The organism is Streptomyces sp. AM 2-1-1 (assembly GCF_029167645.1).
Classification (GTDB): Bacteria; Actinomycetota; Actinomycetes; order Streptomycetales; family Streptomycetaceae; genus Streptomyces.
This window is the reverse complement of record NZ_CP119147.1, coordinates 5,220,707-5,234,390: the sequence shown is the minus strand read 5'-3', so window position 1 is coordinate 5,234,390 and position 13,684 is coordinate 5,220,707. Positions and strand designations below refer to the sequence as shown.

Genomic DNA, 13,684 nt, shown 5'->3' with positions numbered 1-13,684 from the left:
GGGTCGGGCGCACGGCCCGCACCCGCGTCACCCCGCCGCCCGCCCGCTCCCCCACCCGCCCGGTACGACCCGCCGCCCGCCGCCCCCGACCTCCGGGGCGGCGGGCCCTTCCCCCGTCTCGGAGCCTTCTGTGGCCACATCCTCCCCGCTGCCGGCCGCCGTGCGCGGCGATCACTCCGCGGTCCGATCGTGAAGCCGGCGACCCGGGTCTGGGGCGACGGGCCCCGCACGGCCGTACTGGTGCACGGCATCATGACGGACTCGCGCAGTTGGAGCCGGGTGGCCCCGGCGATCGCGGAGCACGGCTACCGCGTCGTCGCCGTGGACCTGCCCGGACACGGCGCCAGTGAGCCCGCCGGGACGTACACACCCGCCTCACTCGCTGACAGCCTCCTGGAAAGCCTGCCCCGGGCACCCGACGTGGCCGTCGGCCACTCGCTGGGCTCGGCCGCGCTGCTGTTCGCCGTGGCCGGACTGCGCTGCGCCCGTGCGGTTCACTGCGACCCGGCCTGGCTGCCCCGCCGACGGGACCTGGACGCGCTGCGCGCCGCGAAATACGCCACCCGGGAGGAGTTGCGCGCCCTGCACCCCCGCTGGCGCGACGAGGACCTCTCGATGGAACACCAGGCCCTGGCCACCTGGGATCCGGCATCCGTCACCGCCCTGCGGCATCTGCCCGGCCTGCCGGACACCCCCGCGGTCCCCTCGCTCGTCCTGCTGGCCGACCCCAGCGAGCGGATACCGACGACGGAGGCCGCGACGCTGAGCCGTCGTGGCTGGCACGTACGCACGGTGGACGGTGCGGGGCACACCGTCCACCGTGACGATCCGTCCGGCTTCCTCCGGGCGTTGCGCGGCTGGCTGTGACCGGCGCCGTCGGCCGGCCCTGTCGCGCACCGCTCGCGCACAGCCGTCAGGGCAGCGCGATCTCACCCTGGTTCAGCACGCGGGGGAGGAAATAGGCCGTCTGGATCTCCGCGTTGGTGTTGTTTCCCCGCAGTTGTTCCGACCACATCATGAACCATGCCCACTGCGGCTGGTTGTCCAGCAGCGAAGCGGTCGGCACCTTACCCATCTCGGCAAGGGCCATGGGCTTCGTCCCCGCGATGCTCCGCATCTGCTGGTAATCGGCGGAAGTGGGATAGTTCTTGTACCAGACGTCCAGCGAGACGACGTCGACGTACTGATCCCCCGGGTAGTAATTGCTCCACCCGCCCGCCGGATTGTCCTGCACGTTCCACACCCAGATCAGATTGTCCAGGCCTTTCGTCCGGGCGAGGTAGTCGTGGGTGATCCGGTAGAGGCGGGCACTGCCGTTCGCCCCGGGCCGATTGCCCCACCAGTTCCAGGATTCGTTCATCTCGTGGAGCGGCCGGAAGAGCACCGGGACGCCGGCGCTCTTCAACTGCTGGAGGTAGGGGACGACCTCGTCGAGGCGCCGCTTCCACGCGGTGTTCAGCGCACTGCCGTCGGTGACGATCTGCGAGAACTGCGCGGCCGGGACGGTCGACTTCACGCCGCCTTCGAACGCGCAGGTACTCCCGCCGGTCGGCGGGCAGACGTGCCAGGTCAGAGCGGCCAGCGAACCGTTGGCCCACTCGGTCTTCGCCTGGTCGACCACACGCTGCCGGTTGGCCACGTCCGCCGCGTTGAACATCAGGTCGCCGCCCCACAGCCCGGGATACTGCCCGGTCACGTCCTTGACCTGTTGCGTGTACTGCCCCGGCGCGGAGGCGGGCTCCTTGTTGTGCTGGCCGGAAACGATGTGATTTCCGGAAATGGAGCGGAGATAGGTCAGCACATTCTGCTTGGGCGTCGCGGGAAAGGCTTGTGCCGAACCCGCCGACGGCCAGACGAAGATCGCGGCCGCGACAGCGGCGGCGGTTATGAAGGTGACGTAGTACCGGATTCTTCTCATGGCATCCAAGCCCTCTCGGCCGAACCGAATACGTGTCGCCAAGATGGCCGCTGCGCCGATACTCGTCAATGGGTCGGACGGGGCTCCGCAACCCGTCGGCGGAATTCTTTACTCAACGTTGTGCGAACGCCGCCGAGAGACCGCCCCGTTGTCCGGCATGGGCGATTTCGTTTCCCGCCCAGCAAGGGATCTCCGAGGCGATTCCGGTCCCGCAACCACGGCGGGGCACCGCCGGCGCCCCGCGGCGACGGGCACCACCACGAGGCGACTCGACTCCGGAAGCCGTATCCGGGCCAGGAGTTCGGTCGGCCGGCCGACACGGGACTTCGCGGTGGATCGCGGCGAAGGGTGGGGGCCGGACGAACGGCCCCCTTCGCGACGCATCCGCTGGATACGCGGACGGACCGCCGACGGCGGCGTACCGGTGGCCGGCCCGCCGCGCCCGCCTCCCCTCCGGACCCCTCCGGACCCCTCCGGTCGGTCCCGTCGTGGGGCGCCACCGTCGCGTCGGCCGGGCGCGGCGGGCGCGGAACACCCACGTCCGACTGCGCTTTGGTCCAGACCTATTGACGGGTTGGTCTAGTCCTCTTAACGTTCCCTTCATCTTCTCAGGGAGCCAGCCCGTCGGATGTGCGCACGTCGCGGGCCAACCAGCTTCACCCTTCCGCATGTTGATCCACGATGTGTCCTGACATCCTCCCCTCCCCAGGAGGCACCATGCCGTCCCCCGCACGTACGAGAGCGATCCTTCTGGCATCCGGCGCCACCATCGCCGGACTGCTGGTCGGTGGTCTCTCGGCCGGCGTCTCGCACGCCGCCGACAACGAGTCGTGTCGCCCCGACGGGCTGTACAAGACGGCCGGCGTCGACGTCCCGTACTGCTCGGTCTACGACTCCGAGGGCCGCGAGAAGATGGGCGCGGACCACCAGCGCCGCGTCATCGGCTACTTCACCGGTTGGCGCACCGGCAAGGACGGCACCCCCGCCTACCTCGCCAACAATATCCCGTGGTCCAAGGTCACCCACCTGAACTACGCCTTCGCCCACGTCGGTGGGGACAACAAGATCTCCGTGGGTGCGAACAACGCGAACAACGCGGCCACCGGCATGACCTGGCCGGGTGTCGCGGGCGCCGAAATGGATCCGGCCCTCCCCTACAAGGGCCACTTCAACCAGCTGACGAAGTTCAAGAAGAAGTACCCGAACGTGAAGACCCTCATCTCGGTGGGCGGTTGGGCCGAGACCGGCGGGTACTTCGGCGACGACGGCAACCGGGTCGCCTCCGGCGGCTTTTACTCGATGGCCACCAACGCCGACGGCTCGGTCAACCAGGCCGGCATCGACACCTTCGCGAACTCCTCGGTCGACTTCATCCGCACGTACGGGTTCAACGGCGTCGACATCGACTACGAGTACCCGACCACCATGAAGGACGCGGGCAACCCGCTCGACTGGCAGCTCTCCAACGCCCGCCGGGCCGGGCTGGTCAAGGGTTACGCGGCATTGATGAAGTCGCTGCGCGAGAAGCTCGACCGCGCGGGCGCCGCCGACGGCAAGCACTACCTGCTCACCGTCGCCGCTCCCTCGTCCGGCTACCTGCTGCGGGGCATGGAGACGTTCCAGATGCAGAAGTACCTGGACTACGTCAACATCATGTCCTACGACCTGCACGGGGCGTGGAACGAGTACGTCGGCCCCAACGCCTCGCTGTTCGACGACGGCAAGGACGCCGAGCTGGCGGCCGCGAACGTCTACGGCAGCTCCCAGTACGGAGGCGTCGGGTACCTCAACACCGACTGGGCGTACCACTACTTCCGCGGCTCGATGCCGGCGGGCCGCATCAACATCGGCCTGCCGTACTACACCCGAGGCCACAAGAACGTGCAGGGCGGCACCGACGGTCTGTGGGGCAAGGCGTCCGCGACGACCTGCCCGGCCGGCGCCGGACTGACCAAGTGCGGTGACGGCGCCGTGGGCATCGACAACCTGTGGCACGACAAGGACACCAACGGGGTCGAGTCCCCCGCCGGTTCCAACCCGATGTGGCACGCCAAGAACCTGGAGAAGGGGATCGTCGGCGACTACGTCACCACGTACGGCTTCCCCGCGAACACCACGCTGACCGGCACCTACGTCCGCAAGTACGACGCCAAGCTGGTCGCGCCGTGGCTGTGGAACGCCCAGAAGAAGGTCTTCCTCTCCACCGAGGACGAGCAGTCGGTGGCGGCCAAGGCCGACTACGTCGTGGACCGCGGCATCGGCGGCACGATGGTCTGGGAGATGGCGGGCGACTACGCCTGGAACGCCGCGAAGGGCCAGTACGAGATGGGCGACACGCTCACCTCGCTGATGTACGACAAGTTCAAGTCGGCCTCTCCGTACGGCGCGACCAAGTCCAACACCGCGCTGCCGAAGAGCGCCGTGGACGTGACCACGGAGTTCACCGAGTTCAAGCTCGGCGACTCCAACTACCCGATCACGCCGAAGATCAAGATCACCAACAACACCCGGACCACCCTGCCGGGCGGCACCGAGTTCCAGTTCGACTACGCGACCTCGGCTCCGAACAACGCGTCGGACCAGTCCGGATTCGGCACGAAGGTGATCAGCAGCGACCACACCGGCAGCAACGTCGGCGGGTTGAAGGGCGACTTCCACCGGGTCTCCCTGAAGCTCCCGGCATGGCAGACGCTGGCCCCGGGTGCCTCGGTCGACCTGGCGTTCAACTACTACCTGCCGGTGTCCACGCCCTCCAACTGGACGGTGAACATCTCCGGCACGACCTACGCCCTCGCCGGCGACCTGGCGCGCGGCACCACGGTGGTGGAGCCGGGCACCACGACCCCGCCCACCACTCCGCCGACGACTCCCCCCACCACCCCGCCGACCACCCCGCCGACGACGCCCCCGGGCAGCACCTGCACCAACCCGGCGTACGTCGCGGGTCAGGTCTACAACAGCGGCAACGTGGTCTCGCACAAGGGCCGCAACTGGAAGGCCGGCTGGTGGACCCAGAACGAGGAGCCCGGCACCACCGGTGACTGGGGCGTCTGGAAGGACCAGGGCGCGTGCTGACCCCCGCTCCGCCCGCTTGACCCGACGCACGGGAGGACCCGGTGGCCCGGCAGCCACCGGGTCCTCCCGCGTCCGCCCGCAGGCCGGGCCCCTCGTGTCCACGGGCGACGCCGCCAACGGAGCGGACTCCGGCGAACACCGCGACGCCTGTCCGACATCCCCTGCGTCGTGCCGCGCCGTGCCGTGTCGTCGAGGACGCCGACGCCGAGGGTGAGGAGTGAGTGCGAGGGTGCGGACCAGTTCCCGGTTGTCCCGGCACGACCTACGGAACGAGGCGTCGAAGTCACGGTCACGGCATCGGCGGCGGGAGAGGAAGGGCAGCGCTGCGCCCCGGGGCGGAGGAGCGGGCCGGATGTCTGCGCTGAAGCGGGACTCGGGCCGAACTGGTCAGCAAGGGCCCCAGAGGCTGGTCGGAGGCGGTTGCCGTGGCCGAGCTGAGAATGTGGGGCAGACGAGTCGGGCTGTACGCCGGGTTCTGTCACCCGGTCGCCTCGCGGCGGCCGGGGAGACGGCCATCCATCTAGGACCGGCATTGCTGCCGGCCTCCTGCGGTCTACCCGCGAACTCGGGCGGGCCGCCCTCGAACGTTCGCGCAGGGCCGTCTTGCGACGGTCCTTCCTGACCTTGCTCCGGGTGGGGTTTACCTAGCCGCCTGAGTCACCTCAGGCGCTGGTGGTCTCTTACACCACCGTTTCACCCTTACCCGGGACCTGGGTCCCGGGCGGTCTGTTTTCTGTGGCACTGTCCCGCGAGTCACCTCGGGTGGCCGTTAGCCACCACCCTGCCCTGTGGAGCCCGGACGTTCCTCGGGGAGATCCCGAAGGATCCCCACGCGGCCGTCCGCCCGGCTCGTCTGCCGTGCCGCCATCGTACCCGGCGCGGACGGGCCGCCGTGCGGCTCGGTTCCGTACGCGGGCCGCCGTACGCGGGTCCCCGCCGCGCCCCGGGCCCGGCGGGGGGCCGGTGTCAGCCGCTGAAGGCGGTGATGCCGGCCGTCCACGCGCGGGCGAGGTCCGCGTCCGGCGGGAAACGGCCGTTCAGTTCGAGGACGACCATGCCGTGGGCGAACGCCCAGGCGGCCCGGGCGCGGTCGGCGTCGCCGGCGACGGCCCGGTAGAGCGGGGCAGCGGCTTTCCGGCGGTCCGGTACGAGGGCGGGGAGATCCGGGCGGCAGCCGGTCGCGAGCAGATAGAGGTGGGGGTGGGCCAGCGCGTACGTGCGGTAGGCCGTGGCGAGGACCGGGAACGAGCCGGGCGCCGATGCCTCGGCGGCGGTCAGCACGGCGGCCGTCTCCCGGTACATCTCCGCCGCCAGAGCTGCCACCACGGAGGACTTGTCGGGGAAGTACTTGTACAGGGAGGAGGCCCGGAATCCCACCCGTTCGGCCAGCCGCCGCATGGTGAGGGCCTCCGGGCCCTCCTCCTCCAGCAGGACGCGGGCGGCGGCGACGATCTGGCGGGGGCGACCGGTGGCGGGGGTACCGGGGTCGGTCACGGGGAGCACCTTCCTGGCCCCGGAGCGTCCCGAGCCGACCGCGTGATCGTACGAGATCCGGCCGAGCTGGCTGAAAGGAGCTCCTCCGGCGTCTCGAAAAGGGCTCGGCCGGCGGCGCAGGACGAGCGGAACGCGGCGGCCGGCGGCCGCCCCGGCGCCGTAACCTGGTTCTCTTCCCCCGTACGAAGGAGAACCGCTGTGCTCGTGCTGTTGCCGCCCTCCGAGGGGAAGGCCGCCCCGGGGCGGGGAGCACCCCTGAAGCCCGAGTCCCTGTCGTTGCAGGGGCTCGCCGCGGCGCGGGCGGCGGTCCTCGACGAGCTGGTGGAGTTGTGCCGGGCCGACGAGGAGAAGGCGCGGGGTGTGCTCGGGCTCACCGAAGGGCTGCGCGGGGAGATCGGCAAGAACGCGGAGCTGTGTACGGCTCCGACCCGGCCGGCCGGCGAGATCTACACCGGGGTCCTCTACGACGCGCTGGACCTGGCCACCCTGGACGCGGCGGCCCGGCGGCGCGCCGCGGCGTCGCTGCTGATCTTCTCCGGGCTCTGGGGCGCCGTGCGGGTGGGCGACCGGATTCCGTCGTACCGCTGCTCGATGGGGGTCAGACTGCCGGGCGTCGGCTCCCTCGCGGCGCACTGGCGGGCGGCGATGGAGGCGGTGCTGCCGGAGACCGCCGGGGACGGCCTCGTCCTGGACCTGCGGTCCTCCGCGTACGCCTCGGCATGGAAGCCCAAGGGGGAGCTCGCGGGGCGGACGGCGAGCGTGCGGGTGCTCCAGTCGCAGTGGGTGGGCGGGGTCGAGAAGCGGTCCGTGGTCAGCCACTTCAACAAGGCGACGAAGGGACGCATGGTCCGCGACCTGTTGGGGGCGGGCACGGCCCCGACGGACCCGGAGCGGCTCGTGGAGGCGTTGCGGGACCTCGGTTACGTGGTGGAGGCGCAGGCGCCCGCGCGGGCGGGTCGGCCGTGGTCGCTCGACGTCGTGGTCACGGAGATCCACTGACGGGAATCCCGGCGGAGAGCCACTGAGGGACATCCCCTGGAGGAGATCGGCCGAGGAGATTCCACGCGCGGCGTTGCAGCATGTGCAACGACCGTTGCAGGGAGTGCGGCCCGACGGCAGGATGGCGCCATGACCTCCCCCGCACCCGCCTCCCCCGTGCACGCCGACGCCCCGCCCGTCGCGTCCGTGATCGATCTCGCCCCCGTCCTCCCCGTCGTCGTGGTGGAGGACGCCGCCGACGCGGTGCCGCTCGCCCGGGCGCTCGTCGCGGGCGGCCTCCCGGCGATCGAGGTGACGTTGCGGACGCCCGCCGCACTGGACGCGATCGCGGCCGTCGCCCGCGAGGTGCCGCGGGCCGTCGTGGGCGCGGGCACGGTGATATCCGCGGCGAACGTGGCGGACGCGGTGGCCGCCGGGGCCCGGTTCCTGGTCAGCCCGGGCTGGACGGACACCCTGCTGGCCGCGATGCGGGCTTCCGGGGTGGCGTTCCTGCCGGGCGTCTCGTCGGCCTCCGAGGTGGTCGCCCTGCTGGAACGCGGGGTCACCGACATGAAGTTCTTCCCGGCGGAAGCGGCCGGCGGCACGGCCCATCTCGCCGCACTCGCCTCACCGCTGCCACAGGCGCGGTTCTGCCCCACCGGGGGCATCTCGGCCGCCTCCGCACCGCGCTACCTCGCCCTGCCCAACGTCGGCTGCGTGGGCGGAAGTTGGATGGTCCCGGCGGACGCCGTAGCCGCGAAGGACTGGGCGCGGGTGGAGCGGCTGGCCGCCGGAGCGGCGGCCCTGCGCGGCTGAGCCCGAGCGCCCGCCGGGCCGGCTACCGCAGGTAGGACGTGTCGTTGAAGAGGCGTACGGAGGCGTTGCCGTCGCCGTAGTACGCGACCTCGCAGAGCGAGGCGGCGGCGAGTTCCATCCGGAACATGGACTCCGGCGGGGCGCCCAGGGCCAGCCTGATCAGTGTCTTGATGGGCGTCACATGGCTGACCAGCAGCACGGTGCGGCCCGCGTACGCGGCGGCCAGCCGGTCGCGCGCGGCGGCCACCCGGTCCGCGACCTCCACGAAGCTCTCGCCGCCGCCCGTGGGCGCCGCCCGGGGGTCGCCGAGCCAGGTCGTCAGGTCGGAGCCGTACCGTTCGCGCACCTCGGCGAAGGAGAGCCCTTCCCATGCGGCGAAGTCCGTCTCCCGCAGCCCTTCGTCGATCGTCACGTCGAGACCGAGGCGGTCCGCGACCGCGCCGGCCGTCTCGCGGCAGCGGCGCAGCGGTGAGCTGACGATCTCCTGGACCGTACCGGCCACCGCGAAGTGCGCGGCGGCGCGGGCGGCCTGTTCCCGGCCGGTCGCGGAGAGCTCGGGATCGGTGCCGCCGCTGCCGGAGAACCGCTTCTCCGGGGTGAGGACGGTTTCCCCGTGCCGGAGCAGCAGGAAGGTGGCGGGGGCGCCCATGTCCGGCGCGGCGGCCCAGCCCACCCGGGGCGTGGCGGCCGGGGCGGCGCTCGGCCCGGAGGCAAGGGGAGCGGTACCGGCGGCGGACTCGGCGCCCGTACCGCCGGTACGGGCGGCGGCCAGGGCGGCCCGGACCCTGGCGGCGCCGGCGGAGGCGTCGCCCACCTCGCGCGCCTCGGCCGGAGGGGCGTCGGCGGGGCGGGCCGGGGCGTCCAGGGCGGCGGTGGAGGCGGAGGGCTCCCACTGCTCGCCCCGGCGGCCGGCGTCCATCGCCTCGTTGGCGAGCCGGTCCGCGTGCTTGTTCCGCTCGCGGGGCATCCACTCGTACGTGACGGCGGAGGGCGGGAAGACGGCGGCCGCCTCCGCCGCGAGGGGCTTCATGTCGGGGTGCTTGATCTTCCAGCGGCCCGACATCTGCTCGACCACCAGCTTCGAGTCCATCCGCACGTGGACCCGGACACCCCCGTCCGCCGCCTCCGGGAAGAGCGCCTTGGCGGCCCGGAGGCCGGCGATCAGGCCCCGGTACTCGGCGACGTTGTTCGTCGCGACGCCGATGTACGCGGCGGCCTCGGCGAGGGTCTCGCCGGTCGCCGGGTCCACGACGACGGCGCCGTAGCCGGCCGGTCCCGGGTTGCCCCGGGAGCCTCCGTCGGCTTCGACGACGAGCTGGTGGGTCGCGCTCACTACAGGCCCGAGTCCGAGGTGCGCACCAGGATGCGGTGGCAGTTCTCGCAGCGCAGGACGGTGTCGGGGGACGCCGCCTTCACGTCGTTGACCTCGGTGATGTTCAGCTCCAGGCGGCAGCCCTCGCAGCGGCGCTGGTAGAGCCGGGCGGCACCGACGCCGCCCTGCTGGGTGCGGAGCTTGTCGTAGAGCTTCAGCAGGTCGGCGGGGATGACCTCGGCGACGACCGCGCGGTCCTTGGTGACCGTCTCGGTCTGCGCGTCGAGCTCACCCAGCGCGGTGTCGCGGCGCTCGGTGGCGTCGTCGACCTTGGCCTGGACGGCGGCGACCCGGTCGGTCAGCTCGGCGACCCGCTCCTGGGCGGCCTCGCGGCGCTCCATGATCTCCAGGACGACGTCCTCCAGGTCACCCTGGCGCTTGGCGAGCGAGGTGATCTCGCGCTGGAGGTTCTCCAGGTCCTTGGACGAGGAGACCGCGCCGGAGTCGAGACGCTGCTGGTCGCGGACGGAGCGCTGGCGCACCTGGTCGACGTCCTGCTCCGCCTTGGTCTGCTCGCGGCTGGTGTCGCTCTCCTCGGTCTGGGAGGCGACCAGCAGGTCGCGGAGCTGGGTGAGGTCGTTGTTGAGGGACTCGATCTCGGCGTGCTCCGGCAGCGAGGACCGCTTGTGCGCGATCTGCGCGAGGCGTACGTCGAGGGCCTGGACGTCGAGGAGTCGGATCTGGTCGGCGGGCGCGGCGTTCAGTTGGGGGCTCCAGAAGAGTGGTGGGTGGTCCAGGGGTCGGTGACCTGCTTCGAGACGTGGACCCGCAGGTCCCATCCGTGGCGGTCGGAAATCGCGTCGAGCTGTGCCGCCGCCTGCTCGCACCAGGGCCACTCGGTGGCCCAGTGCGCGGCGTCGACCAGGCCGAGCGGGGAGTGCTGCACGGCCTCGGAGGCCGGGTGGTGGCGCAGGTCGGCGGTGAGGAAGGCGTCCACGCCGGCCGCGCGCACCGCGTCGAAGAGGCTGTCGCCGGAGCCGCCGCTGACGGCGACCGTGCGCACGGTCGCCCCCGGGTCGCCGGCCAGCCGGATGCCCTGCGCGGTGGCGGGCAGCCGGGCGGCGGCGCGGGCCGCGAAGTCGCCCAGCGTCTCGGGGTGGTCCAGCTCGCAGATCCGGCCGAGGCCGCGACGGCCTTCCGGATCGGAGGCATCGGGCACGAGAGGGCCGGTGACACGCAGGCCGAGCGCCCCGGCCAGGGCGTCGGACACCCCGGGGTCGGCGGTGTCGGCGTTGGTGTGCGCGACGTGCAGGGCGATGCCGTGCGTGATGAGCCGGTGCACGACCCGGCCCTTGAAGGTGTCGGCCGCGACCGTCGTGGTTCCCCGCAGGTAGAGCGGGTGGTGGGTGACGACGAGCTGCGCACCGAGCCGTACCGCCTCGTCGACGACGCTCCCCACCGGGTCGACGGCGAACAGGACCCGTGCGGTCTCCGCGTCGGGGTCACCGCAGACCGTGCCCACCGCGTCCCATCCCTCGGCCCGCTCGGGGGGCCAGAGGGCGTCGAGCTCGGCGATGACTTCAGACAGACGGGGCACGGGGAAAGGCTACCTGGCCCGGGCACCCCACCGGTCCTGGCTGCGGGTACCCGGCCGTAGCGGCCCGTGCCGGTCACCCACCGTCACGTCGCAACGGAATCGGCGGGCGGGCGGGAGCCGTCCGGGGACGCTCGGGTAGGAGCAGGGAGAGGGATGCGGGGCGGCCCGCCGGGGTCCCGCCGGGCCGGAGGGGAACGGACGGGGCGCCGCCGTCGCGTCCCGATGCACAGCCCTCGGGCCTTCCACCCTCGAATCCGGGCCACACCATCCTTATGTGTGAAGCGCCGGGTGTGGCGTTGTTCGGCGGAAAGCGCGAAAACTAGCTTCGGTCGCCGGAGGTGACACACCCATGACTGCCTGTGTCGCAGAAGGTCTGACCGAAGGGGGCGTCGGGCCGGCCAGGGAGCTGGAACCCGTCCCCGAAGAACCCGAGGATCCCGCCACCGCCGGGACCCCGCAGAAACGTGGAGGGCTGCGGAAAGGCGCGCCGGAGACACGAGCGCCGGAGCAGCCCGGCAGGACGGCCACGCCGTACGTCCCACCGAGCGGTGGCGGCGCCCTGCCCGGGCCCCGGGCGTCAGCGGCCGAGGAGGCCGGCGCCGCCGGGGAGCGGGTCCGTCCCGCACAGGCGGCGACGGGGATGGCCATCCGGGTCGTCGTCACCGGGCGGACCGTCGTACCCGGGGGCACCCCGGTCGGCCGGGGCGTCGACGCGACCACGCTCGTGCCGCTCGTCGGGGCGGTCGTCGGTTCCCCGGCGGCGGCCTCGTTCCACACGTCCACCGGCGGGACCGCGCCCACGGCCGGGAGCACCCCCACCGGCGGTACCACGCTGCCCCCGCGCACCACCGCGCCCGCCGGCAGCGCCGCAGCCGCCCATGCCACCGGGGCCACCGGGGCCACCGGAGCGTCTACGCCGGGAGAGTCGGCGGTCCCACCCGCCCGGGAGTCCCCCACCGGGCCCACCGCGCTGCGTCCCGCCGCGCACGCTCCCGCGGCCGGGGCCGCTCCCCTTCCCCGCCGGATCCCGCCGCCGGCCGCCTTCCACCCCGCGGCACCCGGCGTGCGGGCCCCGCACGCGGCGGGCGCGCTGACCCTCTCGGCGGACGGCGCGTACGCGGCCCGCCTCACGCTCGGCGGCAGCCGGGCGGAGGGGCGTGGCTGGTACCCGGAGCGGTGGACGCTCGACGGCCCGGAGCCGTACGCGGTACCGCTCCCGCTCGACCAGCCGGAGGAGCCGGACGCGCAGGTGGTGCCGCTCGCGGACGGGCGGGTGCTTATCCGGCGGCGGGTCGCCGACCGGCACGCGTTCTCGCTGCTCTACCCGACCGGCCCCGGGACCGGCGAACTCTCCCTCGGCGCCGTGGAGTGCGAGCGGATGACGCTGATCGCACCGGCTCCGGACGGGGTGCGCGTGTACGCCTTGGCGCCCGGCATCTTCACCACCTCCGTCTGGCTGGTGGCGGGCGGCGCGTTCGGGCCCGAGCACGTGGCCGATGTGCCGGGGCTCTGTTCCGGCGGGATCTGGCTCGACCGCGCGGGCCGCGTACTGGCCCTCGACCGGCGGCCGCCCGGCGGTGGACCGGTGAAGACGGTCGCCGTCGACCTGCAACGCGGCGGCGAGGTGACACCGTTGCTCCAGATCGCGCCGAACAGCGACGACCGGCTGCTGATCGCCGAACCGGACAGCGGGCTCTTCCTGCTCCGGTCCGACGCCCCCGGGCACGACCGGCTGGGCTGGGGCGTGCTGGGCAGCGCGCTGCCCGTGCGCTTTCCGGAGTGCTTGCGTACGGCTGATCCCTCCGTCACCGAGGTCACAGGCGCCGCAGCCGTCACGTCCGTCGCACCGTTCGCGGTGCAGCCGGGGCAGATGCTGATGCCGGAGAGCTGTGCGGTGGCGCTGCGCATCGATGGTGCGGCGGGCAGTTGGCTCGGGATCTGGCGCCCAGCGGGCCGCCGGCTGCACCAGTTCGCCGCCCCGGCGGGCTGGCTGGCCGGGGCGGGTTCCTGGAGCCGTGAGGGCGTGCTGAGCCTGCCGTACGCGCGACCGGACACGCCCTGCGGAGTGGCCCGATTGGAGGCTCCGAGGGACCTTCCCGACGAGGCGCACGGCGGGCTGTGGCGTTCCCGAGGGACGGGGGAAGAAGACGGAACGCAACCGTCCGCCGCCGGATCGTCTCCTCTCGGGTGGAGGCCGGTTCCGCTGGGACGGGCGCCCCTGCACGGCGGCCCGGCGTCTGGCTGAAATCCTGCGGGGCTACGCAGCCGGCACGTTCGCATGTGCGGGTGACCATGTCCGCACCTACGCACCGCCGGCTGCCCACGGGGACACCGGGGTGTCCTGAGACCACGACGAGGCGGGGGCCGTCCGGGCCGATGGGCCGGGGCGGCCCCCGCCGTCGTTCCCCCCAGGGCCACGCCGGGTGCGCCCCCTGAGAGGGGCTCCCGGCACACGGGGCCGCCGTGGTTACCCCGCCGCGCGGGGGCGTCCGCC

General features: G+C 72.8%; 10 protein-coding genes and 1 other RNA gene. 5 read left to right on the top strand and 6 right to left on the bottom strand.

The window, feature by feature from the left end:
• The first annotated feature begins 189 nt into the window (after positions 1-189).
• Complete coding sequence (locus PZB77_RS22880) at positions 190-867, top strand: alpha/beta fold hydrolase (protein ID WP_275494491.1); 678 nt, start codon at positions 190-192, stop codon at positions 865-867.
• A gap of 46 nt (positions 868-913) precedes the next feature.
• Here PZB77_RS22880 and PZB77_RS22875 read toward each other — a convergent pair whose 3' ends face one another.
• Entirely contained in the window at positions 914-1,918 is a 1,005-nt protein-coding gene (locus tag PZB77_RS22875; protein ID WP_275494490.1) for a glycosyl hydrolase, read from the bottom strand.
• A gap of 717 nt (positions 1,919-2,635) precedes the next feature.
• Between PZB77_RS22875 and PZB77_RS22870 the strand changes: the two genes are divergently transcribed.
• Complete coding sequence (locus PZB77_RS22870) at positions 2,636-4,993, top strand: chitinase C-terminal domain-containing protein (protein ID WP_275494489.1); 2,358 nt, start codon at positions 2,636-2,638, stop codon at positions 4,991-4,993.
• A 448-nt stretch (positions 4,994-5,441) separates the two neighbouring features.
• Here the strand turns inward: PZB77_RS22870 and rnpB are convergent.
• Positions 5,442-5,845, bottom strand: an RNA gene (rnpB, locus tag PZB77_RS22865) — RNase P RNA component class A.
• Positions 5,846-5,959: 114 nt separating this feature from the next.
• Positions 5,960-6,487 carry a TetR/AcrR family transcriptional regulator gene (locus PZB77_RS22860; RefSeq protein WP_275494488.1) on the bottom strand — a complete coding sequence of 176 codons (528 nt, stop codon included), beginning with the start codon at positions 6,485-6,487 and terminating at the stop codon, positions 5,960-5,962.
• A 198-nt stretch (positions 6,488-6,685) separates the two neighbouring features.
• Here PZB77_RS22860 and yaaA point away from each other — a divergent pair, with 198 nt between their 5' ends.
• Positions 6,686-7,486, top strand: coding sequence for a peroxide stress protein YaaA (yaaA, locus tag PZB77_RS22855; RefSeq protein WP_275494487.1), 801 nt, complete (start codon positions 6,686-6,688; stop codon positions 7,484-7,486).
• Between the two features lie 129 nt (positions 7,487-7,615).
• Positions 7,616-8,281, top strand: a complete 666-nt coding sequence (eda, locus tag PZB77_RS22850; RefSeq protein WP_275494486.1) for a bifunctional 4-hydroxy-2-oxoglutarate aldolase/2-dehydro-3-deoxy-phosphogluconate aldolase — start codon at positions 7,616-7,618, stop codon at positions 8,279-8,281.
• Positions 8,282-8,303: 22 nt separating this feature from the next.
• On the opposite strand, the gene PZB77_RS22845 is transcribed toward eda, so the two are convergent.
• Genes PZB77_RS22845 through PZB77_RS22835 form a run of 3 tightly spaced genes read right to left on the bottom strand, consistent with a single transcriptional unit; the run spans position 8,304 to position 11,190 of the window.
• On the bottom strand, positions 8,304-9,614 hold the full coding sequence (locus PZB77_RS22845) for a bifunctional RNase H/acid phosphatase (RefSeq protein WP_275494485.1): 1,311 nt from the start codon (positions 9,612-9,614) through the stop codon (positions 8,304-8,306).
• Entirely contained in the window at positions 9,614-10,357 is a 744-nt protein-coding gene (locus PZB77_RS22840) for a C4-type zinc ribbon domain-containing protein (protein ID WP_275496175.1), read from the bottom strand. The genes PZB77_RS22845 and PZB77_RS22840 overlap by 1 nt, the downstream gene beginning before the upstream one ends.
• On the bottom strand, positions 10,354-11,190 hold the full coding sequence (locus PZB77_RS22835) for a Nif3-like dinuclear metal center hexameric protein (protein ID WP_275494484.1): 837 nt from the start codon (positions 11,188-11,190) through the stop codon (positions 10,354-10,356). Before PZB77_RS22835 ends, PZB77_RS22840 begins: the two co-directional genes overlap by 4 nt.
• A gap of 1,063 nt (positions 11,191-12,253) precedes the next feature.
• Here PZB77_RS22835 and PZB77_RS22830 point away from each other — a divergent pair.
• Positions 12,254-13,435, top strand: a complete 1,182-nt coding sequence (locus tag PZB77_RS22830; protein WP_275496174.1) for a hypothetical protein — start codon at positions 12,254-12,256, stop codon at positions 13,433-13,435.
• The last annotated feature ends 249 nt before the right edge of the window (positions 13,436-13,684 follow it).